General features: G+C 40.7%; 25 protein-coding genes. 22 read left to right on the forward strand and 3 right to left on the reverse strand.

Translation table 11 applies throughout. The features are described from left to right. The first annotated feature begins 478 nt into the window (after positions 1 to 478). From PT285_RS11410 to PT285_RS02280, 14 genes are all read left to right on the forward strand, one after another. A complete protein-coding gene (locus PT285_RS11410) occupies positions 479 to 571 on the forward strand; it encodes a putative holin-like toxin (RefSeq protein WP_374211455.1) in 93 nt (30 codons plus the stop codon). Positions 572 to 1,017: 446 nt separating this feature from the next. Next, positions 1,018 to 1,791, forward strand: coding sequence for a DeoR/GlpR family DNA-binding transcription regulator (locus PT285_RS02220; RefSeq protein WP_277147566.1), 774 nt, complete (start codon positions 1,018 to 1,020; stop codon positions 1,789 to 1,791). Next, a complete protein-coding gene (pfkB, locus tag PT285_RS02225) occupies positions 1,792 to 2,706 on the forward strand; it encodes a 1-phosphofructokinase (protein ID WP_277147568.1) in 915 nt (304 codons plus the stop codon). A gap of 24 nt (positions 2,707 to 2,730) precedes the next feature. Beyond that, complete coding sequence (locus tag PT285_RS02230) at positions 2,731 to 4,683, forward strand: fructose-specific PTS transporter subunit EIIC (protein WP_277150578.1); 1,953 nt, start codon at positions 2,731 to 2,733, stop codon at positions 4,681 to 4,683. 145 nt (positions 4,684 to 4,828) lie between these two features. Further along, the gene (locus PT285_RS02235; protein WP_277147570.1) at positions 4,829 to 5,143 is read left to right on the forward strand and encodes a type II toxin-antitoxin system Phd/YefM family antitoxin; all 315 of its coding nucleotides are present in this window, start codon (positions 4,829 to 4,831) and stop codon (positions 5,141 to 5,143) included. A 10-nt stretch (positions 5,144 to 5,153) separates the two neighbouring features. Beyond that, complete coding sequence (locus PT285_RS02240) at positions 5,154 to 5,432, forward strand: type II toxin-antitoxin system RelB/DinJ family antitoxin (RefSeq protein ID WP_277147572.1); 279 nt, start codon at positions 5,154 to 5,156, stop codon at positions 5,430 to 5,432. A 1,311-nt stretch (positions 5,433 to 6,743) separates the two neighbouring features. Continuing rightward, positions 6,744 to 6,944, forward strand: coding sequence for a hypothetical protein (locus tag PT285_RS02245; RefSeq protein WP_277147573.1), 201 nt, complete (start codon positions 6,744 to 6,746; stop codon positions 6,942 to 6,944). Between the two features lie 164 nt (positions 6,945 to 7,108). Further along, positions 7,109 to 7,252: a hypothetical protein gene (locus PT285_RS02250; protein WP_277147575.1), complete on the forward strand. Its 144-nt coding sequence runs from the start codon at positions 7,109 to 7,111 to the stop codon at positions 7,250 to 7,252. 154 nt (positions 7,253 to 7,406) lie between these two features. After that, entirely contained in the window at positions 7,407 to 8,069 is a 663-nt protein-coding gene (gene deoC / locus PT285_RS02255) for a deoxyribose-phosphate aldolase (RefSeq protein WP_277147578.1), read from the forward strand. A gap of 156 nt (positions 8,070 to 8,225) precedes the next feature. Continuing rightward, positions 8,226 to 8,969: a GntR family transcriptional regulator gene (locus PT285_RS02260; RefSeq protein WP_277147580.1), complete on the forward strand. Its 744-nt coding sequence runs from the start codon at positions 8,226 to 8,228 to the stop codon at positions 8,967 to 8,969. 8 nt (positions 8,970 to 8,977) lie between these two features. Beyond that, positions 8,978 to 9,394 carry a PTS sugar transporter subunit IIA gene (locus tag PT285_RS02265; protein ID WP_277147582.1) on the forward strand — a complete coding sequence of 139 codons (417 nt, stop codon included), beginning with the start codon at positions 8,978 to 8,980 and terminating at the stop codon, positions 9,392 to 9,394. Between the two features lie 15 nt (positions 9,395 to 9,409). Next, on the forward strand, positions 9,410 to 9,913 hold the full coding sequence (locus tag PT285_RS02270) for a PTS sugar transporter subunit IIB (protein ID WP_277147583.1): 504 nt from the start codon (positions 9,410 to 9,412) through the stop codon (positions 9,911 to 9,913). 8 nt (positions 9,914 to 9,921) lie between these two features. Further along, positions 9,922 to 10,770, forward strand: coding sequence for a PTS sugar transporter subunit IIC (locus PT285_RS02275; RefSeq protein ID WP_277147584.1), 849 nt, complete (start codon positions 9,922 to 9,924; stop codon positions 10,768 to 10,770). A gap of 20 nt (positions 10,771 to 10,790) precedes the next feature. After that, the gene (locus tag PT285_RS02280) at positions 10,791 to 11,627 is read left to right on the forward strand and encodes a PTS system mannose/fructose/sorbose family transporter subunit IID (RefSeq protein ID WP_277147585.1); all 837 of its coding nucleotides are present in this window, start codon (positions 10,791 to 10,793) and stop codon (positions 11,625 to 11,627) included. A 63-nt stretch (positions 11,628 to 11,690) separates the two neighbouring features. Here the strand turns inward: PT285_RS02280 and PT285_RS02285 are convergent, their stop codons facing one another. Continuing rightward, positions 11,691 to 12,128: a Fur family transcriptional regulator gene (locus PT285_RS02285; RefSeq protein WP_277147586.1), complete on the reverse strand. Its 438-nt coding sequence runs from the start codon at positions 12,126 to 12,128 to the stop codon at positions 11,691 to 11,693. 336 nt (positions 12,129 to 12,464) lie between these two features. Here PT285_RS02285 and PT285_RS02290 point away from each other — a divergent pair, with 336 nt between their 5' ends. From PT285_RS02290 to PT285_RS02305, 4 genes are read left to right on the forward strand one after another with little or no spacing between them, the layout of a single operon-like run. Continuing rightward, the gene (locus tag PT285_RS02290; RefSeq protein ID WP_374211456.1) at positions 12,465 to 13,358 is read left to right on the forward strand and encodes a metal ABC transporter solute-binding protein, Zn/Mn family; all 894 of its coding nucleotides are present in this window, start codon (positions 12,465 to 12,467) and stop codon (positions 13,356 to 13,358) included. A 20-nt stretch (positions 13,359 to 13,378) separates the two neighbouring features. Continuing rightward, positions 13,379 to 14,578 carry an SLAP domain-containing protein gene (locus tag PT285_RS02295; protein WP_277147588.1) on the forward strand — a complete coding sequence of 400 codons (1,200 nt, stop codon included), beginning with the start codon at positions 13,379 to 13,381 and terminating at the stop codon, positions 14,576 to 14,578. 24 nt (positions 14,579 to 14,602) lie between these two features. Then, positions 14,603 to 15,256 (forward strand): metal ABC transporter ATP-binding protein, encoded by a 654-nt coding sequence (locus tag PT285_RS02300; RefSeq protein ID WP_277147589.1) that lies wholly within the window; start codon positions 14,603 to 14,605, stop codon positions 15,254 to 15,256. Further along, positions 15,256 to 16,053, forward strand: coding sequence for a metal ABC transporter permease (locus PT285_RS02305; RefSeq protein WP_277147590.1), 798 nt, complete (start codon positions 15,256 to 15,258; stop codon positions 16,051 to 16,053). The genes PT285_RS02300 and PT285_RS02305 overlap by 1 nt, the downstream gene beginning before the upstream one ends. A 37-nt stretch (positions 16,054 to 16,090) precedes the next feature. Here the strand turns inward: PT285_RS02305 and PT285_RS02310 are convergent, their stop codons facing one another. After that, entirely contained in the window at positions 16,091 to 16,642 is a 552-nt protein-coding gene (locus tag PT285_RS02310) for a hypothetical protein (protein ID WP_277147591.1), read from the reverse strand. Positions 16,643 to 17,314: 672 nt separating this feature from the next. Here PT285_RS02310 and PT285_RS02315 point away from each other — a divergent pair. From PT285_RS02315 to PT285_RS02330, 4 genes are all read left to right on the forward strand, one after another. Next, complete coding sequence (locus tag PT285_RS02315) at positions 17,315 to 18,544, forward strand: lactate oxidase (RefSeq protein WP_277147592.1); 1,230 nt, start codon at positions 17,315 to 17,317, stop codon at positions 18,542 to 18,544. 392 nt (positions 18,545 to 18,936) lie between these two features. Then, the gene (locus PT285_RS02320) at positions 18,937 to 20,436 is read left to right on the forward strand and encodes an ABC transporter substrate-binding protein/permease (protein ID WP_277147593.1); all 1,500 of its coding nucleotides are present in this window, start codon (positions 18,937 to 18,939) and stop codon (positions 20,434 to 20,436) included. Continuing rightward, the gene (locus tag PT285_RS02325; protein ID WP_277147594.1) at positions 20,429 to 21,178 is read left to right on the forward strand and encodes an amino acid ABC transporter ATP-binding protein; all 750 of its coding nucleotides are present in this window, start codon (positions 20,429 to 20,431) and stop codon (positions 21,176 to 21,178) included. Before PT285_RS02320 ends, PT285_RS02325 begins: the two co-directional genes overlap by 8 nt. A 2-nt stretch (positions 21,179 to 21,180) precedes the next feature. Next, entirely contained in the window at positions 21,181 to 22,332 is a 1,152-nt protein-coding gene (locus PT285_RS02330; protein ID WP_277147595.1) for an ArgE/DapE family deacylase, read from the forward strand. A gap of 110 nt (positions 22,333 to 22,442) precedes the next feature. Here the strand turns inward: PT285_RS02330 and pepF are convergent, their stop codons facing one another. Beyond that, complete coding sequence (gene pepF / locus PT285_RS02335; protein ID WP_277147596.1) at positions 22,443 to 24,239, reverse strand: oligoendopeptidase F; 1,797 nt, start codon at positions 24,237 to 24,239, stop codon at positions 22,443 to 22,445. Between the last annotated feature and the right edge of the window lie 120 nt (positions 24,240 to 24,359).

Consider the following 24,359-nt stretch of genomic DNA (forward strand, 5'->3'; position numbering starts at 1 on the left):
AGTGCTGGTACATTTGTTCAAATATTGTTCGAATATATGTATTGATAACCATCATCGAAAACGATGATATATAAGAAATTGTCTCACTTTCTCATAATTTTGACGAATTATAAGATAGCTTAATGCTTAAATAAAAATGACTTAACTACTGTCATTAAAGATAAAAGTTGATGTTTAAAGAGAAGCCAATACTGTAGGCTGTCCTTGTCATTACTCGTTTATTATAGCACAATTTAAACTTTAAGCTATACGATTTCTGTTAGAAGAAACTGCTTTGCTCTACATTGGACTGGTCCATAAAGTAGCTTTTTGGCATAAATTTACTTAAATTTTTAGATTTTAATTTATGTATAAATATATTGGTTAGTTTGCTATAATTAATCATAAACACAGCTAAAAGTTTTAAGGGTAGTGGTCATTTTTCTAGAAAAGGAGGATGCGCCTATGGCACAAAAATCTAATGAAAGGAATTTGATCAGTGAGTGTTACCGATATATTGGCAACTTTGTTTGCCTTCGGTTCATTTCTGTTGATGTTGTTGACCTATATCGACAATCATCACGGAAAATGATAATACTAAAAACTACCTTATCAATAACTTTGGCAGGTTATAAGGTAGTTTTTAAGTAAATCTTATAATTGGCCACCGCTCTTTAAGCGGAAGCTGTAGTTCAAGATGTCCCCTTTTGTATTGGGGCTTCTTTTTTGTCTACACATGTATTGTAACATGATTTGACAATAATTGAGTAGATTTTTAATCACTTTGATCCATTTTCAATGAAGAAATATTTTCAAAGGATAGCTCTCAAAAGAATTAACGAGCACTGAAAAAGCCACATTAAAATTATTTTTACCAAACATTTGGGACAGTTCATGCAATTGTCCCTTTTCTTATACGAGAAATTTTATACTGGTTTTGAACGAATTTGAATTATTTTGAACTGTTTTGAACGAAAATGAACGAATTTGATTGCTTTTAACATCGTAAGCGAATACAATAATAAGTGAGGACAAAAAATGATAACAAAAGAACGTCAAAGGCTAATTGAAAATTATGTGAATAAGCATTCGTTTTGCCAGGTTTCTAAGTTGTGTGATCTGACCGCAACATCGATATCAACGATTAGGCGGGATTTAATCCAGATGGAACGGCAAGGAATGATTAAACGTGTTCGTGGCGGTGTCCAGTCGGTTAGAGATTTTTCTGGTGATATTTCCCAGCGTGTGCGCTTCAATTTAAATCATCGGGATAAAATTCGGATTGCCCGCTCTGCAGCAGAGAATTATGTTCATGAAAATGACACGATTTTTCTCGATGCGGGTACGACTACTTTTGAAATGGTGCCGTTTATTGCCCGCATTCCGGGTGTAACATTGGTGACCAATGATCCGGAAACGGCCTTAGCTAGTTTAGAGAAAGACATCAATACGCTGCTAATCGGGGGCAAAATAAAGGAAGATACCCATGCTGCGGTAGGGCAATTTGCACAAGCGCAAATTAAGACACTGAATTTTACAGCTAGTTTTCTTGGTGCAAACGGCGTTGATTCTGTCAGCAAACTGACAACACCCGATGTAGAAGAAGCGGCGGTCAAAAAATTGGTTCTTACCCGCTCCGATCAAGCTTATGTGCTGGTCGATTCATCTAAAATTGGCAGGCATACCTTTGCAACTTTTGCTGATTTTTCTGAGGTGGTTATAATTACCAATCTGCTTAGTAAGCAGCAGAAACAGGCATTGCCTGAAGAAATAAATTTACACCAAGTAATAAATATTGAGGAGAAAAAATAAATGATTTATACAGTTACCGTTAATCCAGCACTTGACTATGTTTTGCAGTTGAAAAAAATTACGCGTGGTCAGGTCAACCGGACGGATAATTGTTCATTTTTGGCTGGCGGCAAGGGAATAAATGTTTCCCAAATTCTTAACCAGTTGGACGTTGACAACACCGCGTGGGGCTTTGTCGGAGGTTTTACCGGTAAAGAATTGGTGCGCCAGCTGAACCAGCGCCAGATCAGCAATGACTTTGTTGCGATTTCCGATAGTACGCGGGTTAATGTGAAAATTCACGCGGAAAAAGAAACGGAAATTAATGCAGCTGGGCCCCAAATCACAAACCAGGAAGTTGCTGCTTTTAAGGACCGGCTTCATGATTTGAAGAAGGGTGACATTGTTGTGATGAGCGGCTCGCTGACACCGGGGCTGCCGATCGATTTTTATAAGCAGCTGTTGCCAACGGTCAAGGCAGCCGGTGCGGAATTTGTGGTTGATACAACGGGCCAGGCTTTGATGGACACCTTGTCTTACGGACCGCTTGTGATCAAGCCCAACCACCACGAGCTTGCCGACTTATTCAATGTGTCGTTTGATTCTGCTAATGTCATGCTGGAATATGCACAAAAATTGCTGAGCAAGGGTGCACAGAATGTCATGGTTTCGATGGCCGGTGCCGGTGGCTATCTGCTAACGCCGCAGCACGTTTATTATGCTAAAGGTGCAATTGGCACGGCGGTTAATTCGGTCGGTGCCGGTGATTCCATGATTGCCGGTTTTGTTGGTACTTATTTTAAGACGGGTGATCCGGCGGAAAGTTTTAGAGTCGGGATGGCTTGCGGCGGCGCGACCGCTTTTACCAAAGATATTGCGGTTAAGAGCCAGATTGATACGGTCTTACCGCAAATCAAGGTCGAACAAATTTCGTAATTTGAGGATAGAAAGGATAATATGATGAAAATCAAAGATATTTTGGCACCTGAATCCATGATCATGGATCTCAAGGCGACCAATAAGGAAGATGCCATCAAGGAGATGGCTGACCTGGAAGTCAAGACGGGCATTGTAAACAATGAAGATGAATTCATTAAGTCAATTTGGGCCCGGGAAAAGGAGTCAACCACTGGAATTGGCGATGGGATTGCAATGCCGCATGCACGCAATAAGTCGATTAATAAGGCGCGGGTCTTGTTTGCCAAAAGTGCCAAGGGCATTGACTATGATTCCTTGGACAAGCAACCCGTTTACCTCTTCTTTATGATTACGGCTCCTGAAGGTGCCGATAACACGCACCTTGAGGCGTTGGCAAAATTATCGGGTCTGTTGATTGATCCAGACTTAGTTGCTGCATTAAAGAAGGCGCAGACACCGCAAGAGGTGCTGGATCTGTTTGAGCAGGCGGAAGCCGCTAAAGATGCTAAAGATCAGGCTGCTGCCGCCAAGAAAGAAGCCGAAAAAGGCACAGTCAGCGACAAGCCGCTGATTGTCGGGGTTACTGCTTGCATTAACGGAATTGCCCACACCTACATGGCTCAGGAAGCCTTAATCAAGGCTGGTGAAAAGCGCGGGGTTGATGTCAGAATTGAAACCAATGGTTCCGAAGGGGTCAAGGATAAATTGACACCCGATGAGATTCGCCGTGCCAAGGGTGTAATCATCGCTTCCGACAAGAAAGTTGATATGCCAAGATTTGATGGCAAGCCGCTGACCAATCATCCAGTCGTTGACGGGATCAACAAGCCGGATGAGTTGGTTGATGCAATTTTATCGGGCAAGGCCAGTGTTTATCATTCAGATTCCGCGGCTACTTCTGCAAACGAAGACAAGACGGGCGTTTGGAATTCTATTTACAAGAACTTGATGAACGGTGTTTCCCACATGCTGCCGTTTGTTATCGGCGGCGGAATTTTGATGGCAATTTCCTTTATTGTGGAAAACTATGCTGGTGGTCCCAAGTCACCTGCCTTTATTTTTCTGAATAATGCGGGCAACATGGCTTTTGCCTTCATGGTGCCGATCTTGTCGGGTTACATTGCCGAATCGATCGGTGATTTGCCAGCTCTGATGCCTGGTTTTGTCGGCGGTTTTATGGCCACCGTTTATAGTGGCTCGTACGGCGGTGCCTACGTTGCCAATGTGATAACGAATGCCAAGTCGCCTGCCGGGTTCCTTGGCGGTCTTGCTTCCGGATTTATTGCCGGCTACTTGGTTGTTGGATTGAAAAAGTTGTGTGCAAAGATGCCGAAATCCCTTGAAGGAATGAAGCCGATGCTGATTTATCCGATTCTGAGCTTGCTGCTGATTGCCGCAATTATGTATTACATTGTTAATCCGATATTCAGTGCAATTAACTTTGCAATCACCAATTTCCTGAACCAAATGGGCACAGGTAACTTAGTGGTTTTGACAACAATTTTAGCCGGGATGATGTCAATTGACATGGGCGGACCTTTCAACAAGGCTGCTTATGTCTTTGCTTCCGGTGCTTTTGCCAATGACCCGCACTCAGCCGTTGCAGCTGTGATGATGGCTGCTGTCATGGTCGGCGGCATGGTACCGCCGTTTGCGACTGCAATTGGGACGGCTTTCTTCAAGAACAAGTACACCGAGGATGAGCGGCGCGCCGGAATCACCAACTGGATTCTGGGCTTCTCCTTCATCACCGAAGGGGCAATTCCGTTTGCTGCAGCTGATGCCGGGCACGTGATTCCGTCATGTATCATCGGTTCCGCTGTCGGCGGAGCGCTTGTCGGGCTTTGGCGTGTCGGTGTTCCGGCACCGCACGGCGGTCTGTGGGTATCCCCACTTGCCAACCACATTTTGCTATACTTCTTAGCGACGATTATCGGCTCGGTTGTCGCCGGAGTAATTTTGGGACTTTGGAAAAAGCCACTGGATGAAAAATAATAATTTGAAATTGAAAAAATAGTGCATCTCTGTTCGAGGGAATAGGGATACACTATTTTTAGTCTATATTTACTGCAATTAAGCAGTTTATTTAGTTGAATTGGTGATTATTATTGTATAATGTGTAAACAAAGGGGGCTTAATTATGGCAATTGCGTTAACACAGAGTGATTTTCAAGATCACATGAAAAATTATTTGGATGAAGTTGAGGATTATGATGAAACATTGTATGTCACCCGCTCTAAAGATAGATCAGCGGTTGCAGTAATTTCCCAAGAAAAGTTGAAATGGTTAGAACGTGCGGCTAAGGCACCAATTGGTTCACTGGATCAAGCAGTTGCCAGAGATAAGTTGATTGAATTAGGCGTATTGCCCGATGATAGTCAAAATGTATATGCTGATAATGAACAGGAATTTTGGGATCAATTTAAAAATAGTGTGAGGACAAGTATTAATTAAGAGAAGAATTATGCGTGACACTACGACTAAAAATGTGATTGTTTCAACCAGAATTACAAAAGAGATTGCTAAAAAGGCTAAGAAAAATCTGGCTGCTAAAGGAATAACTAGATCTGAATATATTCGTCTGGCTTTAGTTAAAGCCGCTAATAATGAAGTGCAGCTAATTAATTTTCTGGGTACACCAGAGGCTTTGCAGGCTAAGAAGGAAGTTGAAACTGGTCAAGTCACAACTGTTGATTCGCTAAAAGATTTCAATAAATGGGCGGATGGTTTAGGTGAAGATTGAATTTTCTAAAACTTTGTAGCTGCCTGTGGATGAAAAATAATAAGTAGAAATTAAAAAAATAGTGCATCTCTGTTCAAGTGAATGGGAATGCACTATTTTTAACAATTATATAAAGGTATTATCAAGTATTTTGCTTGTATATAAAGGTATTATCAAGTATTTTGCTTGTCATTAATTGTACTGACAATTGCGTGATGCATTGGAAAAGTAAATAAGGATAAAGCTAATTGCAATACACTAGCAATTATCATTAATTTAATTGAGTATTATAGTGACCACAATCAGAAGCATCTTGATATCTGCAAATTAGTGGTAGAAAATGTTGCTGTAGCAGGAATGAAGGAACACAGTTAAGAACTAGCAAAATTATTACAAGAGAATAGCTAAATGTAAAATTGGCGTGGCTATAGAGAAAGTAGCAAATACGTCATTTTTTACTTGATAAAGTATTACACTGATATTATGATTGTAGAAATTAAGAATAGAGGTTAAGGATAATGAAAAATTTAGTTATAAACTATCATATAACTGCTACCTTTTCACTGATTGCATTAGTTACCAGCCTGAATCTAATGTTTAGTTCTTCGATTAAGACAAGATTTATAGGCCTTTTCTTTTTTGCTTTTGTATCAATAGTTTCTTTTCTACATGAATATTTATTCAATCACACTACAGTGAAAATTTCTCGAAATAAATCAAAAGCAATAGTAGCTCTAATAAATACAGTAATAGGTGGAATATTATATTTAATTATTTGCTTTTATATGGTTTGAAGTTGGCTAGGCTGGATTCGCAATAGGTGCAGGATATACACTAACCTTAACAGGACTTAATCATCTGTGTGGCTAATTATTTGAAACTTGTATGATAAAATGAAGCGCGTATTAAACAATTATCGATGTACTATATATTCAGCTATTATAGCAATATCAATTAGCTTAAGTCCTGTGTTTACTTACCTCCGCTAAATGAAAGAAATTAGTTCTGAAACTTAAAAGCTAGAAATTACGTAGAATCAGCGTGATTTCTAGCTTTTTTAACCCAAAAATAAAAACGCAAAATCTCTGCATTAAGTATCTAAATCAAAGTTATAGGAGACCTTACGTTACGAAAAGCATACCGCAAATCAATCAAGAAAAGGACACTTCCTCGCTAATTTCTGCTTTTGCCAAGCTAATTGGTCTAGCTGGTTTGCATCACCCAAAATGTTCTGAAAATTAAAGCAATTGGGATTAGACAGCGTAACTATGCTTAAACTGAGTAAGAAAGTATATTATCGGTATTTGCGGCCACCTTTATGATGTCAAAGGCTTGTATGAAAGATTGGCCGCATCAAAGCGGCAAACAAAAGGCAATTACCTTTATAGCTGTATCGCTGAAGCTGAGTATCAAGGACATAGTTTTTCGCTCAAACTGGTATATGTTACTAAGCGTAGCAACAAGGGCAAGTACTTAGTTTTGGCTTTAGCTGCGCAGACTAAGGCAATTATTCAGCTTTATGGAAGTAGATAGCAGATAGAAACATACTTTAAAGCGGCTAAGCTATCTAGGTTTAAGATAAATCTTATGAAGGGCAGTGCGGTTATTTTGCCGTTACGAACTTAACTTATGCTTTGCTGGCTTGACAGGAAAGGCAGGCAATTGATGAGCGCGCAATCGGTGATTTGTTCTATCTGATGAATGATGCATTGCCAGATTTAGCATTCGAAGAAGCATGGGGCTACCTGCTAACTGCACTGCAAGCGGTCAAAGAAGAAATTACAAAAGAGATTGAGCTACTACCAAATTTTATCCAAAAGCAGCTGGAGAGAAGTGAATAAAATATTAATTTGTTTCATGATTTTGGTGCTAAAAGGTTATTTTATCAAAAAAAATATTGAAAGTGTTTACAGCGCTTTCAAAATGTGATATAAATATGTTTGTAAACATTCATAAACGTTTATGTATGAATTTTAGAAAAGGAAGATTTTAATAATGGAAATAACAAAAGAAGAATTAGCTGCAAAAATTCAACACACTAATGTTAATCCGGAATTAACCAAGAAGGACATTATTAATTTGTGTGATGACTGCAAGAAGTACGGTTTTAATGGGGTAATGGTTAATCCAGAGTGGGTGCCAACCGCAGTTGAAGAATTGAAGGGAACCAAAATTCAAGTATGTACAGCCTTAGGTTTTCCAATGGGCGCTGACACTACCGAAGCAAAAGTTTTTGAAGCAAAGCAAGTCTTTGAAATGGGAGCCGATCAATTAGATTTTATGGCTAATATTGGGTTCATCAAGGAAGGTAATTATGATGCTTATCGGGATCAAATTGCCGCTGTAGTTAAAGCAGCCAACGGTAAGGTTACTAAAATTATGCTGGAATTCGGGATGCTTAACCATGATGAAAAAATCAAGGCAGCTGAATTGGCAATTGAAGCTGGAATTACTTATGTCAAAAACTCCAGCGGTTGGGGTAAAGGCGGTCATGCAACGGTTGAAGACATTAAGCTGTTGAAGCAAATTGCAGGTGACAAAGCTTTGGTAAAAGCTTCAGGTGGTATCCGTAATTGGAAAGATGCCGTTAGCTTACTTGATGCAGGTGCGGTTTTACTAGGAACAAGTGCTGGTCCAGCTATTATTGAAAGTAAATAAAATATTTATTCAAGAGTGAATGATAGCTTTAAAGGGATATGTAAAATTGAGCACATTCACTCTTTTTCCTTATAAAGAAGAGAAATATTATAATATTTGATATAGATAGGAAGTAAGACATTTTATAGCAATTCTAACGAAAGCGTGTTGATAATCTTGAAAAAAATAAATATTGAACCTAATTCATCGGAGCCGTTATATTTACAAATTGTTAATGGTTTAAAGCAACAAATTCAAGACGGTGTGTTCAAAAAAGGTGAAAAAATACCTACAGAGGAAGAACTAGAAAGGCTACTTTCTGTAAGTAGAGGCACCATAAGAAAAGCAATTGCGCAATTAGTTAATGAAGGTGCTTTAGAAAAGATCCAAGGCAAGGGAACGTTTGTTACGCGAGAAAAAGTATCGTATCCGTTTGCACAAGAAATGATTTCTTATTCAGAATCAATGCGGAAAATGGGGCTTGATTTTACAACTACCGTTTTGGCATTTAATAAAATCAAACCAGATCTTGAGATAAAAGAACGTCTGCATTTAAATGAAAACGACAAAGTATTTTATTTAATTAGAAAGCGCTGTGTTAACGGGGTTCCCGCAATTTTACTTTACAACTGGATCTCAGTAAAAAAATGCCCAAATCTTCCCAATTTTGATTTTAGTAAAATAGGGTTATTTGATGCGATCGAAACTGATCAAAAAATGAAAATTGCATACGGAATAAGAAATTTTTCTGCGAAAGAATTGGATGCAGATCAAGCCAAAATACTTAATTTACGTCCACATTCACCAATTTTAAATCTTGGTCAGATTACCTTTGATAATAAAGATGAACCAATTGAATGTTCAGAGGTATTATTGAGAACTGACCAATATCAAATTTCTTCTGTACTTTATCGGAAATGAGCATTGTCATGAAAATAATAATAACCTCACATGGGGGCTTTTGTACTGGAATTCTTGAAAGCTATGAAATGTTAGCGGGTAAGTCTAATTTATTAATAGCATTACCGTTAACACCTGATGATACTGGACAATATAAAAAAAGACTTACGCAATATTTGTCAGCAAATAAAACAGAAAGTATTTTGATTTTATGTGATCTTTGTGGTGGTACACCATACAACGAAAGTTATGCTGCTTATTTAAGAAATCCAGAGAAAATCGGAGTTGTTAGTGGCCTGAACTTGGGAATGCTGCTTGAGACAGCCTTTGCAGCTGAAAATGGTACCAAGCTGGATGATTTAGTAGAGATTGCAATTGATGCAGGACACAAAGGAATTAAAAAGGCTGAGGAAGATGAAAAAAAGAGCCAAGAAATAGAATTTTGATGGGAGGCATTAATAATGGCTATTACTTTGGTGCGTGTAGATGACCGTGTAATTCACGGTCAAACGATGACAAGATGGTCAAAAGAACGTGATGTCGATGGCTTTTTAGTAGTTGGTGATGCAATTGTCAATGATAAATTAAGAGCTAAGGTTTTAAAAGGTGCTGCTGGTGATTATAAATTGGGTATTTACCATGATGCAGAAGGACCGCAGAAGATTGAACAGGGAAAGAACTCAAAGCATAGTTTCTTTTTAATTTCGAATTCACCACAAACTTTTGCCAAGTTAATGAAAAATGGTGCAGATTTTGGCAAAGAGTTGAATGTGGGTCCCATGAATACAAGAAGTGGGGCAATTGTAGTTGGCCGTACATTGGCATTAGATCAAGATGATTACGATGCATTTGAATATATGTACAATAATGGAGTAAAAATTTCTTTTCAATTGCTGCCCTCTGATGAAGCAAAATTATGGCCAGAAATCAGAGATAAATATAATTCGTTAAAGAGTAAGGAGTAGGAATAACTATGAATGGCTTATTGTTTTTTAGAGCCTTGCTTGTCGGAATTTTCTGTTACTTGGGAGCTGTTGATACACCTTGGGTATATGGGGTCGTTGGCGGTTTCTATATCTTAGGACGTCCCTTAATAGCAGGTTTTGTATGTGGAATAATTTTTGGTGATGTTAAAGCAGGTATTCTTTGTGGATTAGCCGTTCAGGCTGTTTTTATTGCTTCAATGCATACTGGAGGCACATCGAATACAGAAATAACTTTTGCTGGTTATGGCGGCATTGGTTTGGCAATGGCGACAACAAAGGATCCGGCAATTGCAGTTGCCCTCGCCTTATTTATTGGCCAGACTTTTGGCTTGATTTTTTATAATTTGAAGATGGCTGGCTTTTCTTATTTCAATAGAAAGGCAGAGCAAGCTTGTCAAAGAGGCGATGAACACGGACTTTTAATGCAGCAGATTGTTTACCCGCAAATTGTTCAAGCGATAGTTAGAATTGTGCCGGTTTGGCTGGCAATTTATCTTGGTGCAGATGCTGTTAAACAGCTGATTGCGATTGTTCCTAAGCAAATCACAGATATTGTTACGTTACTTGGTGGTGTTCTGCCTGCTTTAGGAATTGCAATGTTGATGAATATTTTGATTAAGCAGAAGTCTCAGTTAATTTTCTTCTTATTTGGCTTTGCTTTGGTTGCTTTCAGTAAGATGAGCATCATTGGCCTGGTATTTATTGCAGTTACTGTTGCCTATGTTCTCTTTCTTTCATCTGGAAACAAGAGTAAAGCGCAACCTCAGGCCGAAGCGGCTAATCCAAGCGCTACTGCTACAAACTCCGGTGATTATGAAGATGATGATATGTTCTAGAAAGGTGGGGGAAAATTACAATGGAAAAAGATCAGACTAAGAATAATAAAGGTAGATTAACTAAGAAAGAATTACGTTCAATCTTCCTACGCTATGGTATTTTGACCGAATCTGCTATGAGTTATGAAAAGATGCATGGTGCTTCGTGGGCTTGGGCCTATGTGCCGCTTGCTCATAAATATTATAAAGACGATCCTGAAGCTGAAAAACGGTTATTAACTAGGCACTCTGTCTTTTATAATACTGAGCCACAAACCGGTCAATTAGTTAACGGGATTGTCGCTTCACTTGAAGAGCAAATTGGTATGGGCAATAAGGCCGTTGACGAAGAAATGCCTGTTACAGTTAAAGCTTCCTTGATGGGACCACTTGCTGGAATTGGTGACTCGTTAATGCAAGGGATCCTAATTCCAACTTTGCTGTCAATTGCGATGGGCTTGTCGAAAGGCGGCAGCATGATTGGCCCAATCTTTTATATTGTTGCATATGCAGTTATCGCAACCACAATTACAATTGTTGCTTTTAGAAGTGGATATAAATTAGGGGTTAACTCGATTGATAAGCTAATGGGCGAAAGTGCCAAACGCTTGACGAATATGTTTACTACATTGGGAATTATTGTTATTGGCGGCTTATCGGCATCTTTGATTAGTGCAAACACAGCCGTTAAAATTCCTTTTGGGAATAAAACTGAGGGATTACAAACCATTTTGGATGGCTTTTTCCCAGCACTAATTCCGTTGATTTTGGTTCTATTTACTTGGTGGCTAATTTCCTTTAAACATTATGGCCCGACCAAGGTAATGTTGATTCTGCTGGTTGTAGCAACTGTTGGTGTCTTAATTGGTTTCTTTTAAAAAGTCGTCAATGTAATAAAAAATTGATTTGTTAAAATTTTATTTAATGGGATGGAGTTAATTCTATCCTATTTTTTGTTTACTCTGGCACTGGTCGCACAGGCCGTCGATTTCAACCTGGTAAGTGTTGATTTTGCAGTTTGCCAGCTGCATCTTGGCCTTGGTAAAGTCTGGCAGCGGCAGCTCAACCGTGCGTCCGCATTCCTGACAGATAAAGTGACTATGGCCGGCAGAAATAAAATCGCACTGAAACTTGACGCGCAAGCCGCTAGGGAACATTTTAGTTTCCAAAATTCCAATTTGCTGCATGTCCTTAACATTGCGGTAAATGGTATCGTGGCTCATATTGGAAAAATGCTGCCGCAGGTGTTTATCAAGCTGAGTCAGGGAAATGTAGTAATCTTCATGTTTGTAGAGGTAACCAATCAGTTCTTTGCGCTGCTTGGTTAACTTGTAATGATTCTCTTTTAAAATATTTAATGCAATTGTTAGTTTATCCATCAATTTATCTCCGCAACCTTTTAAAGTAGTTAAGCATTCTTAGTTTAACACCTTTGCCTTGTGAAAAAACCTAATAATTATTGTAAATGGGTTAAGAAACAAACATTTTTATTAATTCTATAAATAGTAGCAATTACATTTATAAAACACAAACGCAATCTGCAAGTTTAACAATGATCTATGTTCAGATAATTCTTGTAAAGCAAATTTAATAGGAAAATAATTGACATGCCTAGTAATTATGTTATATTTAAATCGTATTAATTACGATTAATGAAAATTCAATCTAAGTGACGATTTAGATAGTGAAATTATGTCGCTTATCGAAGAGGAAAATTGATGAAAAGTTTTGGCAAAGTAAAACAATTATTGACGGTTTTCGCTTTACTAGGAATGGTTATGCTGCTTCTGGGGGCTTGTTCGCAAAAGCCTAAGAAAAGCGGTAAAATAGCAATTGTGACGACAACCAACGTTTATTCCGATATTGCGCAAAATGTTGTGGGCAAGTATGGTAAAGCTGACGCGTTGATCAGAAATGGCGCAATTGATCCCCATGATTTTGAGCCTAAAACGAGTGATGCCAAGGAATTATCCAATGCAGATATTGTCGTTGCCAACGGTTTGGGTTATGACAGCTGGATGAACCAGTTGGCTTCGGCTGTTGATAAGAAGCCGGTGTTTGTTGGTGAAGATCTGTTGGGGTTGCAGAAGGGTGCTAATCCGCATATCTGGTATGATTTGGATATGCCGGTAAAGTATGTTAATTATCTGGTTAAGCGTTTGTCTAAATTGGATCCTAAGCATGCGTCCTATTACCATCAAAACGGCCAAAATTATTTGCGTAAAGTTGCACACATTAAGCAGATAGCAGCAAAAATTGACGGGCAAAATAGTAAGCCTGTTTATGCTAGTGAACCGGTGTTTGATTATGCCCTGGCCCAGGCCCACCTGAAAGTCGGCAACCAGAATTTTGAGCTGGCGATTCAGAATGACACAGATCCAAGCCCGGAGATGGTGCAGGAAATGACGGAAAAAATCAAGAAGCGCGAAATTGCCTTCTTTGTCAATAATTCCCAAGCTTCGAGTGCGACTGTCAACAATTTTATTAAATTAGCAAAACAACATGGCGTTCCGGTGATTTCGGTTCGGGAAACAATCCCCGATAATACAACTTACCTTGAGTGGATGAACAGTAATTACCAAAAATTAGCGCGCGTTGCTGAAAAATAATTTTTAGGAAAGGAAATATTATGAAAAAACAAAAAATAGAAGAATTAGTCACGGCACTGGCATTAGCGGCCAGTGTGGTGGTCCCGGCAGCTGCTGCCAGTCAGGTTCAAGTTCAGGCCAGCAGCATTAACGACATAGCCAAGCAGGATAGCTTTGGCGGTGTGACTGATGCCCAGCAAATGCTGGAGCAGGAGGGTATTAAGTACAATTCCTTTGCTGCCAACAACATCACATACCGCAATGGTGCGCCCGAAGGTGTGGTTATTCATGAAACGGCGACTCCGGGTGCAACTGCTCGTAATGAGGCGATTTATTTCAACCGCGAGTGGATGAACATTTCTAGCTATGTTCACGCTTTTGTTGATAAAACCGGTGTTATTCAGATGACGTCGCCGGATTATGGTGTCTGGGGTGCGGGCCCGGAGGCTAACAACCGTTTCATTCAGGTGGAATTGTGTGAGGAAAATAACGAGGCCGATTTTGCCAAGGGTGTCAACAACGATGCGATTTATGTTGCCCAGCTGCTGCATCACTACAATCTTACGCCCATTAATGCAACACATAACGGTCAGGGAACAATTTGGTCGCACAATGCGGTTAGCAAGTTTTTAGGCGGTACTAATCATACCGATCCCGACGGCTACTTTGCTAAATGGGGTTATTCGATGGATGAATTTTGTGACCTTGTTCAGTATTATTATGATTCACAAGGCGGCACAAATACGGGGAATACTAATACGCCCGGCAGTAATCCAGCTGACACGCCGACAGCGCCAACCACACCTACTACACCTACTACACCAACCACACCAACGACTCCAACAACGCCGACGACACCAACTGAGTCGACGCTGCCTAAACCGGTTGGTACCAAGACGCTGATTCATAATGCCGTGGTTTATGATGAAAACGGCCAAGCAACGGATGCAGCAATGAAGAAATCTGGCACCAAGTTGACGATTTACGGTGACAAGAAGATTGATGGTAGAAAGTACCTGCAGATTGGCCTTAACCAATATATTGTGGCCAGCAACGCCAACGGCACATCGCGTTACGTGAAGCATAATGCCTACATTTATAACAGCAAGGGTTACCGGGTTGGTTACCGCAAACTTTATCGGGGCAGTAACGTTAAGACTTATGGTGGCGGCGTGAAGATTGCGGGTAAAAAGTATTATCAGATAGCCGTTAATCAGTTTGTCAAAAAGGGTAATTTTTAACAGAAAATAGAAGAGCAGTGCAGTATGGGCAATATTTTAGAAGTAAATCATTTAACGATGAAATTCGATAAAAAAATAGTTTTTCAAGATTTAAATTTTAGTTTAAAACGTGGCTCCATGACAGCACTTTTAGGCCCAAATGGCACGGGAAAAACGACCTTGATTAGTATTTTAATGAAACTGCTGACGCCAACGAGCGGCAGCTTTCATTTTTCTTCCGATGTTCGTTTGGGTTATGTTCCGCAGTTTAGAAATATTGATGCGGAATACCCCCTTTCAATCGGTGCTTTTGTTGGCTTGAATGCGCCGGTCATTAAGACGAATAAGATTAAAAAGGCGATTGATCACCAATTGGAAGAAACTAATTTGCTGACAATCAAAAACACGCGGATGGGTGAAGCTTCCGGTGGGCAAAAGCAGCGGGCGTATTTGGCTCAGGCGCTCCTCGATAATCCCAATATGATTATTTTAGACGAGGCGACAGCCAGCTTGGATCCCATGGCCAAAGATGAATTGATGAAGCTGATCAGGCATCTGAATGAAAAACATCAGATTACAGTTTTGTTTGTTACCCATGATTTGCCGCTCGCTCAGAACTACATGAAGGATTATCTTTACCTAGATCACGGCACGATTAAGCAGGGAAAAATGGCACAATTTGAGGGGGCTTATGAATAATGTTTGCATACGGATTTATGCGTAATGCTTTCTTGGCTAGCACATTTATTGCGATTACTTGTGGAACGGTTGGAGTCTACGTGGTTGCCCGCCAGTTCAGTTTTTTGGCGCACACCTTGTCGGAAATCGGCTTTGCTGGTGCGGCCTTTGCTGTTTGGCTGGGAATTGCCCCCTTGTGGGGGATGCTGCTGTTTACGCTTCTGGGGTCAATCAGTGTTGGCGAACTGTCGATGCACAGCGATCAAAAGGAATCATCGATCAGTGCGATTTCTGCCTTATTTGTGGGGCTGGGAGTTTTATTTTTAGCAATTTCGGGGACAAACAGCAATTATGCGACCAATATTTTATTTGGCAGCATTATTGGGGTTGATACCCAGGGAGTCATTCAACTGGTTGTCTTGTCGGTGATTGTTTTAATTATGATTTTGGCGATTCAGCGGCCGCTCAACTTTGATTCGTTTGACCACATCGGTGCTCTTGCTCACGGTCTTAAGACGGGAATTGTCGGCGTGATTTTCTTGATCACTTTGGCGATGTCGGTTTCAATTGGGGCGCAGATTGTCGGCTCACTGTTGGTCTTTATCTTGCTGACATTGCCGCCGGCAACGGCGAATTATATCGGTCGCACAATTCCGGCGATGATCGGCTGGTCCGTCTTCTTTGCCCTGGTTGGTGTCTGGATTGGCCTGTACTTGGGCTTTGTGACAAATTTACCCGTAACATTTTTCATTGCGGTGATTGAGGTTGTGATTTACTTAGTCACATATTTTGTTCACATGGCTAAACATAGATTATAAATAAAGTAAAAGATGGCAGCAAGTTCTGTCATCTTTTTTAATAGTTATTATTTTTTAGTGCTTCGATAAATGCTTGCTTAGAAATTGGTATCCCAAGTTTACTATGAAAGTTTCTTAGGGTTGAATAACGGTACTTTTTCAATTCATATTTCTGGATCTCTTTACCTTGGTCTATTTTATTGCAAATTTTAATATAGGTACCGATATAATTTTTGGTTCTAGTATAGATTCTGTTGATATTTTTTATATAAAATTGTTTTTCATTAGGATCTTGAAAAAAATATTCTATCGTTTGGTTAACATGATATTCTTTGATAAACATTAATTTACTAAGATCTAAAGCTTTTAAATATTTATTGCCATTAGCTTTTTGATAAACTTTATAAGGAAACAAGTGTCTTGCGTTTATTAATTTGGGGGATAAACTTGATCTTAAAGGAATAGCAAGTAATTCATTATTAATTGCAAACGATATTACTCCATGACCACGATTACTTTTTCTTTCAAATTCATCATAATTAGAAAAATCAGAAAAAAATCTATCTGTCATTAAATAAAAATATATTGTATTATTAAAATTTTTTGTCATCTCTTTATTCCTAAAAAAAGAAGAGAAGAAAAATCTTCTCTTCTGTCAACCTAAGAACGTTTTCTTTTTTGTCGATCTCGTCCTTCGACATTTTCACCTAAGAACGTTTTCTTTTTTGTCGATCTCGTCCTTCGACCTTATATGAATATTTTATCTGATTATAAAAAATTGTCAATTGTTGTTTCTTCTTAGTAAGCAAATTCTAATAAGTTTTAATTTTGCACTAAAGTCATTTTTGCGGTTAATCTATTTTTTAAACATAATTTTGTTAATCCTTCTGTTCAAATGGTTTATGTATTTTAACTGTTGATGAAGTATTTGTTATATACCTATATAATTATAGAATTAAATTTGCTCTTTTTAAATTTAAATAAAAAATACACATGCGTGATAACCTTGACAGAATAAAATAATTAGCTGTCAAAGAATCATGTGAAAGAATTAGCTGCTTGAGTTGGTGACTAGAATTTAAATTTGTGGACGATATTTTACCGTGAAATAATTGCATTTCGTCAAGTATTTTTTGTAGTTAAGGGATAAACCGTTTGCAGCAAATAAGTTATCAGCTATCATATTGCATGTGAAGAAAGTTTAAGCAGATTATTAATTGAACTAAAGCAGTATTTTTAGTTATAATAATTAAGTTTACCAATTTTCAAAGGAGCTAAAACAATGACAACTTATTATAATGGATTTCCCCAAAGTGATCGTGACGAAGAGATTAAGATGGTTAATCTCGATGAACTTGAGGAACGTGCAAAAAAGGTTATGACCGAAGGGGCATATTACTACATCGCATCCGGTTCAGAAAATGAATGGACATGGCGCAACAACACCACTGCTTTCAACCATTTTCAAATTGTGCCGCGGGCACTGACCGACATGGATAATCCGCAGACGGATACCGAATTTATGGGTTTGAAATTAAAGACCCCAGTGATGATCGCTCCGATTGCCTGCCACGGAATTGCGCATAAGGATGCCGAGGTAGCCACCCAGAAGGGTGCCGCTGCCGCTGGTGCACTTTTCTCATCCAGTACTTATGGCAACAAGAGCGTTGAGGACATTGCCGCAGCAGCACCGGGTGCGCCACGCCTTTTCCAGCTTTATTTAAGTAAGGACTGGGAATTTAACAAGATGGTCTTTGATGCCGTTAAAAAAGCCGGTTATGCAGGTATTATCTTGACAGTCGATGCCTTAGTATCAGGCTATCGTGAAGCTAACATTAGAACCAATTTTGCTTTTCCAGTGCCGCTAGACTTCTTTACCCGTTACCAAGGCGGTAAGGGTGAAGGCCAAACCGTTGCCGAGATGTATGCTTCATCCGCACAAAAGATTGGTCCCGAGGATGTCCGTAAAATTAAGGAAATGTCTGGTCTGCCAGTCATTGTCAAGGGTGTAATGTGCGCTGAAGATGCTTATATTGCTCTTGGCGCCGGTGCTGATGGGATTTACGTAACCAACCATGGTGGCCGTGAGGTTGATTCTGGACCAGCAACGATTGACATGCTGCCGGAAATTGCCCAGGCAGTTAACCACCGTGTGCCGATTATCTTTGATTCCGGCGTCCGCCGCGGTTCTCACGTTTTCAAGGCTTTGGCATTGGGCGCTGACCTTGTCGGCATCGGCCGTCCTTACCTTTACGGCTTAGCACTTGGCGGTCCTAAGGGCGTGAAATCGGTTATTGATCAATTGAATGATGAATTAAAGATTGACATGCAATTAACCGGCTGCAAGACTATCGAGGACATCAAGCATGCCCGCTTGACCCATATTAACTATACTGCTGATGATTTGAAGTCCAATACTGATCCTTCAAGAATTAAGCCTTATCCTGTGACTAAGGATAATCAAGAAAAAGACAGCGGCAATGATGCCGTTTCTGGTGCTTCCCAAGCTTAAAAATAAAATATCTCCCTGCTATAATTAACATTTTTTTAATAATTGATGAAAAAAGTGTTGGACAATATATTTTTTTCTGCTATAATTTCTACTTAACAAGTTTAGGAGTAGTAATTCATTTTTCTAGAAAGCGAATTTGCGGTTGATGGAAGGCAAATTGGAAGATTGAATGAAGGCGTGCTTAGGCTGATAATTTAGTAAATTAATAAGCGGATACTTTGTATCAACAAGAGTGGTACCGCGGGTAAAAACTCGTCTCTTCTCACGTAATGTGAGAAGGGGCGAGTTTTTTTATCTTTAGGAGGTCAAAAATGCTTTTTGAAAATAAAAAAGTCCGATGCAGTTTAATCATTTCGTTTTAATGACACTGATGCAAAATGGGAGAACAGATAATGAACAAAGAATTGAAATGGTTTAAGAAAATTTTGGCAATGTTTGCGGCACTGCTTTTGCTGGTTGGTTGTGTAAACAATGTTGCAGAAGCTGCCCAAACACCCAAAACAACAGACAATTATTTACAAAAAGTTAAGCAAAAAGGTGAAATTGTCATGGGTACCAGCCCGGATTTTCCGCCTTACGAATTTATCAAGAATATTAACGGCAAATCACACGTTGTGGGAATGGATATCGAGGTCGGTAAGAAGATTGCTCATGACATGGGTGTCAAGCTGGTAGTGAAAACAATGGATTTTGATTCCCTGCTGGTTGCCCTCGAAACCGGTAAAGTCGACATGGTTATTTCCGGCATGGATGCGACCCCCAAACGGGCACAAAGTGTTGCCTTCAGCCACGGCTATTACAAGAGTGGTCAGGACCTGCTGATCAGGACAGCAGATGCCAGCAAGTACCATGATTACCATTCTTTTGCTGGTAAAACCATCGGAGCCCAGACAGGTAGTCTGCAGGCGAATCTGATTAAGGAGCAGGCGAAAAAGACCACGTTGAAAACGATGGATAAAGACAGTGACCTGATTTTGGGACTGCAGACGAAGAAGTTTGATGCGGTTGCGGTTGATACGGCGACGGCTGCCGCCTTTGCCAAAAATACAACGGGCATCAAGGCAATCCCTTCAGGCTTCAAAATTGATTCTGGCGGTTCGGCTGTTGCTTTTCATAAAGGCGCACAGAGCTTAGTGAATGCGGCCAACAAGTCAATTGCAGAAATTAAAGCCAAAGATTTGATTAATAAAAAATACCTGCCTAAAGCTGGTAAATATCTAGAATCTGGCAAATCCAAGGCGGCTGTCAAGGCCTCGAATTCAATGTGGGCCTACAAGGACTTCTTTGTTGCTGGCGTGTTATACACATTATTTATTTCGGCAATTTCCGTTTTCTTCGGCTTCTTGCTGGGAATGCTTTTAGCCTTTATGCGTCTGAGCCACAATAAGGTTGCCCACTCAATTGCTACCGCCTATATTGAATTTATCCGGGGTACGCCGCTGATGGTGCAATTGCTGTTTATCTACTTTGGCTTAGGTGTCATTGTTAATATTCCGGCGCTGTTATCGGGAATCATTGCTGTTTCGCTTAATTCGGCTGCTTATGTTGCTGAGGTCATCCGGTCGGGCATTAATTCGATTGCCGAAGGGCAGACAGAAGCGGCACGGTCTTTGGGAATGTCGCGGACGAAAACGATGCGCTACGTAATCATGCCGCAGGCAATGAAAAATATTTGGCCGGCTCTTGGTAATGAATTTGTTTCGCTGATTAAGGAAAGTTCGATTGTTTCGGTTATCGGGGTCAAAGATTTGATTTACCAGTCACGGATTGTTCAGGCTGACACCTACCGTGGAGTCATGCCACTGGTAATCACGATGATTTTGTACTTTATTATTACGTTTAGCTTGTCCAGTTTGATGAAAATAGTTGAGAGGAAGATGAATCATGACTAAAGATGCACCGATTATTGCCACTGAGCATTTACAAAAGAATTTTGGTCACAATGAGGTCTTAAAAGACATCAATGCAGAGGTTAAAGATGGCCAGGTAATTTGTCTGATTGGCCCGTCTGGTGCCGGCAAAAGTACTTTTTTACGCTGCTTGAACCTGCTGGATCAGCCGACTGCGGGGAAAGTTTTATTCGAAGGCAAAGAATTGACCGCCTTAAGTGAGGACCAACTGAACAATTTACGTGAAAAAATGGGTATGGTCTTTCAGCAGTTTAACCTCTTTCCGCACATGAGTGTCCTTGAAAATTTGAAGTTGGCGCCGATGAAAGTCAAAAACTTGCCCGATGAGGAAGCAGAAGGTAAGGCCGTTGCACTGTTAGACCAGGTTGGACTTGCCGATAAGGCAGATGCTTATCCCGCTAGCCTCTCTGGCGGTCAGCAGCAGCGGGTGGCCATCGCCCGTGCGTTAGCGATGGATCCCGAAGTAATGCTTTTTGACGAGCCAACATCTGCACTTGATCCAGAAATGGTCGGTGAAGTATTGAAAGTAATGCAGGATCTGGCTCAAAAGGGGATGACAATGGTGGTGGTCACCCATGAGATGGGCTTTGCCAAGAATGTGGCTGATCAGGTGTGGTTTATGGCCGATGGTTATATTCAGGAAAAGGCTACACCGCAGGAGTTTTTTGCTCAGCCCAAGACAGCACGGGCCCAAGAATTTTTAGCTAAGGTATTAGAGGCGTAATCATGGAAAAAGAACAGGCTTTAAAGATTTTAACTGATTTGATTGCAATTAAGTCGGACAATGATCATGAAAGCAAAGTGGCGGATTATCTAACAGATTTGTTTGCGGGTTACCCGGTCAAAATTGAGCGTGTAACCTATGCACCGGGGCGTGATAACCTGGTTGTGACGATGGGCGATCATGGCCCTTTGCTTGGTTTTTCCGGACATGAAGACGTGGTTAGCAGCGGGGATGCCGCTAACTGGACTTACCCGCCTTTTCAGGCAACAATTCATGACGGCAAAATTTATGGCCGCGGCACCTGCGACATGAAGTCGGGTTTAGCAGCAATGGTGGTGGCAATGCTTGATTTGCTCAATAGCGGCAAAAAATTGCCGGGCCGCTTGCGACTGCTGGCCTCGGTCGGCGAGGAAACCGGCGAATACGGTGCTGCCCAGTTAACCAAGGAGGGCTATGCCGATGACTTGGATGGTTTAATAATTGGGGAGTCGTCTAATTTTAATGTGCGTGTTACCCACAAGGGCATCATTGATTATTATGTCACTTCTAAGGGTGTGTGCGTGCATTCGTCGACACCAGAAGCGGGTAAAAATGCAATTATGCCGCTTGTCGCCTTTGCGCAAAAAGCACAAAAATTAATGGACAGTCACCAGAAAAAGGATCCGATTCTGGGATCGTTAACTCATGTGATTAGTCAGATTCAAGGAGGCACGCAGATTAATTCTGTTCCCGATAATGCGTGGCTGTCTGGGAATATCCGGACAACGCCGCTTTACCCTAACAAGCAGATTATGCATGAACTGGAAGGCATCATCGCCGAACTTAATCAGCAAGGGGCAGAGTTATCAATTCGTTATAGTTTTCCGGAAGTACCGCTGCCAAGTCAGGCGGAAACAAGCTTGGCAAAGTTTGCCAGCCAGGTTGTTAAGGATGAGCTTCACCGTGAAAGCAACTTTGTTGCCGGAACGGGGGCAACAGATGCTTCCGAATATATTCAGGCAGATAACGATTTTCCAATTATAATTTTGGGACCTGCTCCAGAGGAGACCGCTCACCAGCCAAATGAAAATATTCCGGTGGCCGATTATTTAGCGGGCTGTGAATTATATCAGAAATTGGCATGGCGCTTCTGGAAAGAATACAAGGAAAAATAACCAAAGTAAAAACCACTTCATTGCGAAGTGGTTTTTACTTGATGTGAGAAATTTTACTTTCCTTATCTGTTATATTATTTGTCAGCCTAATTTACAAGTGCTTTTTAAAATTATTTTTCGATTAGCTTTTCTAATTCGTCTAAGCGGTCGGCAAAAGTGGCAAAGGCCGTTTCAAGATAATCTGGTTTGGTCATATCAACGCCCGCCCTTTTCATGATGTCAACAGGGTATGCACTTGATCCGGATTTGAGATAGTTGATGTAGGCATCCCTTTGCGCCGGTGTTCCGTGGACAACGTTGTTGGCTAAAGCAGTCGCGGCAGCGAAGCCGGTGGCATACTGGTAGACATAGAAGTTGTAGTAAAAGTGCGGGATGCGGGCCCATTCTTTGGCAATATCACCGCCCGGCTCCACACTGTCACCGTAATAACGCTGGTTTAAGTCACCGTAAAATTGGTTTAAGCGGTCGGCAGTCAGCGGCTCGCCTTTTGCATCTTCCTCGTGAACGTATTGCTCAAATTCAGCAAACTGGGTTTGCCGAAAAAGCGTTCCCTTGAAGGAATCAAGGTAGTGGTTTAAGACAAAGGCGCGGGTCTTCGGATCGGTCACATGATCCAGGAAGTATTCGGTTAAAATGTTTTCGTTGGTTGTTGAGGCGATTTCGGCAACAAAGATCGGGTAGTCACCATAAACATATGGCTGTGTATGCCGTGTATACCAGCTGTGAACCGAATGGCCGGTTTCATGAACCAGGGTGTAAAGCGAGTCGAGATTGTTTTCCCAGTTCAGCAGCTCATAGGGGTCAGTGTCGTAGGCCCCGCCGGAATAGGCCCCCGTGACCTTGTTTTGCGATTCAACCACATCGATGACGCGGTTGTTAAAGATGTAATCAACGTGCTTGAGATAATCTTCGCCAAGAGGTGCCAGAGCCTTTTTGGCTTCTTTTTTGGCGGTTGTAAAGCTATAGCTGAGTGCCGGCTTGCCCGTTAACGGTACGTACATGTCCCACATTTGCAGGTCTTTTATCCCCAAAATCTTTTTCCGCAAGGCAACGTAGCGGTGAAGCAGGTCGAGATGATGGTTGACTTCTTCAAGCAGCGTGTCATAAACAACCGTTGGCACATCATTATTGCTTAAAGCGGCGTCACGAGCTGATTTATAATGATGCACCTGGGCGTCAAAGTTATGTGCTTTGACGACGCCGGACAGGGTGGAAGCAAGAGTGTTTTCAAATTGTCCGTAGGTGGCATACAAGGCATCAAAGGCATCTTTACGAACCTCTCGCTTTTGTGATTGAATGAGGAGGGAATAGAGACCATCCGATAACTGAACCATCTCGCCGTCATCATTTTGCACGTAACCGTATTCCATGTCTGAGTTAGTCAACACGTTGAAGGTGTTTTCGGATACCCCCATTGCGTCGCTAGCCACGGCAACGATTTTTTCTTCCTGTGTGGATAAGGTGTGCGGCCGTTTTCGTGTGATTTCGTCAAGCAAATGGTCGTAGTTCTTTAGCCGCGGTTCCTCCTGCCTGAAGGCCGCCAGCTTTTCTTCAGGGATGTGTAAAATTGCCGGAGCGATAAAGGAAGTTACTGCTTCTAATTTGCTGCCAAGACTTTGTGCTTGGGCAGTGTAGCCTAAATAATGGGCGTTGCCGGAATCGACATCGCTGGACATAGTCGCATAGACATAGAGCTTTTCGAAGCGGCGGTTAACGGCTAGAATTTGTGTCAGTCCTTTGTATAAATTTTTGCCGGATGCGGTAAAAGCATTTTTGATAGTGGTTAGTTGTTCAATCTCTTTTTTTACTTGGGTAAATTCGTTTTCCCAGTCCTGATCAGTTTTAAAAACACGGGTTAGGTCCCAGGTTAACTCTTCTGGAACGTCCGCTCTTTTTGGAATAGCCATCTTGTTTCTCCTTTTATACTAACAATGTTAATGACTTGAGTAGTAAACACAAAAAATAAGATATTATTAATTATGATTAATATCATTTTATTCGTAATTTAAAAGTGTTACAAATAAATT

The sequence above is a fragment of the Lactobacillus sp. ESL0791 genome (assembly GCF_029433255.1).
GTDB lineage: Bacteria > Bacillota > Bacilli > Lactobacillales > Lactobacillaceae > Lactobacillus.

What these genes read in the sequence shown, in the direction of transcription:
- pepF (WP_277147596.1), bottom strand. Translation starts at nt 24,239, where the DNA reads ATGGCTATTCCAAAAAGAGCGGACGTTCCAGAAGAGTTAACCTGGGAC.
- PT285_RS02315 (WP_277147592.1), top strand. Translation starts at nt 17,315, where the DNA reads ATGACAACTTATTATAATGGATTTCCCCAAAGTGATCGTGACGAAGAG.
- PT285_RS02300 (WP_277147589.1), top strand. Translation starts at nt 14,603, where the DNA reads ATGGGCAATATTTTAGAAGTAAATCATTTAACGATGAAATTCGATAAA.
- PT285_RS02285 (WP_277147586.1), bottom strand. Translation starts at nt 12,128, where the DNA reads ATGGATAAACTAACAATTGCATTAAATATTTTAAAAGAGAATCATTAC.
- PT285_RS02295 (WP_277147588.1), top strand. Translation starts at nt 13,379, where the DNA reads ATGAAAAAACAAAAAATAGAAGAATTAGTCACGGCACTGGCATTAGCG.
- PT285_RS02280 (WP_277147585.1), top strand. Translation starts at nt 10,791, where the DNA reads ATGGAAAAAGATCAGACTAAGAATAATAAAGGTAGATTAACTAAGAAA.
- PT285_RS02235 (WP_277147570.1), top strand. Translation starts at nt 4,829, where the DNA reads ATGGCAATTGCGTTAACACAGAGTGATTTTCAAGATCACATGAAAAAT.
- deoC (WP_277147578.1), top strand. Translation starts at nt 7,407, where the DNA reads ATGGAAATAACAAAAGAAGAATTAGCTGCAAAAATTCAACACACTAAT.
- PT285_RS02220 (WP_277147566.1), top strand. Translation starts at nt 1,018, where the DNA reads ATGATAACAAAAGAACGTCAAAGGCTAATTGAAAATTATGTGAATAAG.
- PT285_RS02275 (WP_277147584.1), top strand. Translation starts at nt 9,922, where the DNA reads ATGAATGGCTTATTGTTTTTTAGAGCCTTGCTTGTCGGAATTTTCTGT.
- PT285_RS02330 (WP_277147595.1), top strand. Translation starts at nt 21,181, where the DNA reads ATGGAAAAAGAACAGGCTTTAAAGATTTTAACTGATTTGATTGCAATT.
- pfkB (WP_277147568.1), top strand. Translation starts at nt 1,792, where the DNA reads ATGATTTATACAGTTACCGTTAATCCAGCACTTGACTATGTTTTGCAG.
- PT285_RS02325 (WP_277147594.1), top strand. Translation starts at nt 20,429, where the DNA reads ATGACTAAAGATGCACCGATTATTGCCACTGAGCATTTACAAAAGAAT.
- PT285_RS02310 (WP_277147591.1), bottom strand. Translation starts at nt 16,642, where the DNA reads ATGACAAAAAATTTTAATAATACAATATATTTTTATTTAATGACAGAT.
- PT285_RS02230 (WP_277150578.1), top strand. Translation starts at nt 2,731, where the DNA reads ATGAAAATCAAAGATATTTTGGCACCTGAATCCATGATCATGGATCTC.
- PT285_RS02240 (WP_277147572.1), top strand. Translation starts at nt 5,154, where the DNA reads ATGCGTGACACTACGACTAAAAATGTGATTGTTTCAACCAGAATTACA.
- PT285_RS02265 (WP_277147582.1), top strand. Translation starts at nt 8,978, where the DNA reads ATGAAAATAATAATAACCTCACATGGGGGCTTTTGTACTGGAATTCTT.
- PT285_RS02320 (WP_277147593.1), top strand. Translation starts at nt 18,937, where the DNA reads ATGAACAAAGAATTGAAATGGTTTAAGAAAATTTTGGCAATGTTTGCG.
- PT285_RS02250 (WP_277147575.1), top strand. Translation starts at nt 7,109, where the DNA reads ATGAATGATGCATTGCCAGATTTAGCATTCGAAGAAGCATGGGGCTAC.
- PT285_RS02270 (WP_277147583.1), top strand. Translation starts at nt 9,410, where the DNA reads ATGGCTATTACTTTGGTGCGTGTAGATGACCGTGTAATTCACGGTCAA.
- PT285_RS02305 (WP_277147590.1), top strand. Translation starts at nt 15,256, where the DNA reads ATGTTTGCATACGGATTTATGCGTAATGCTTTCTTGGCTAGCACATTT.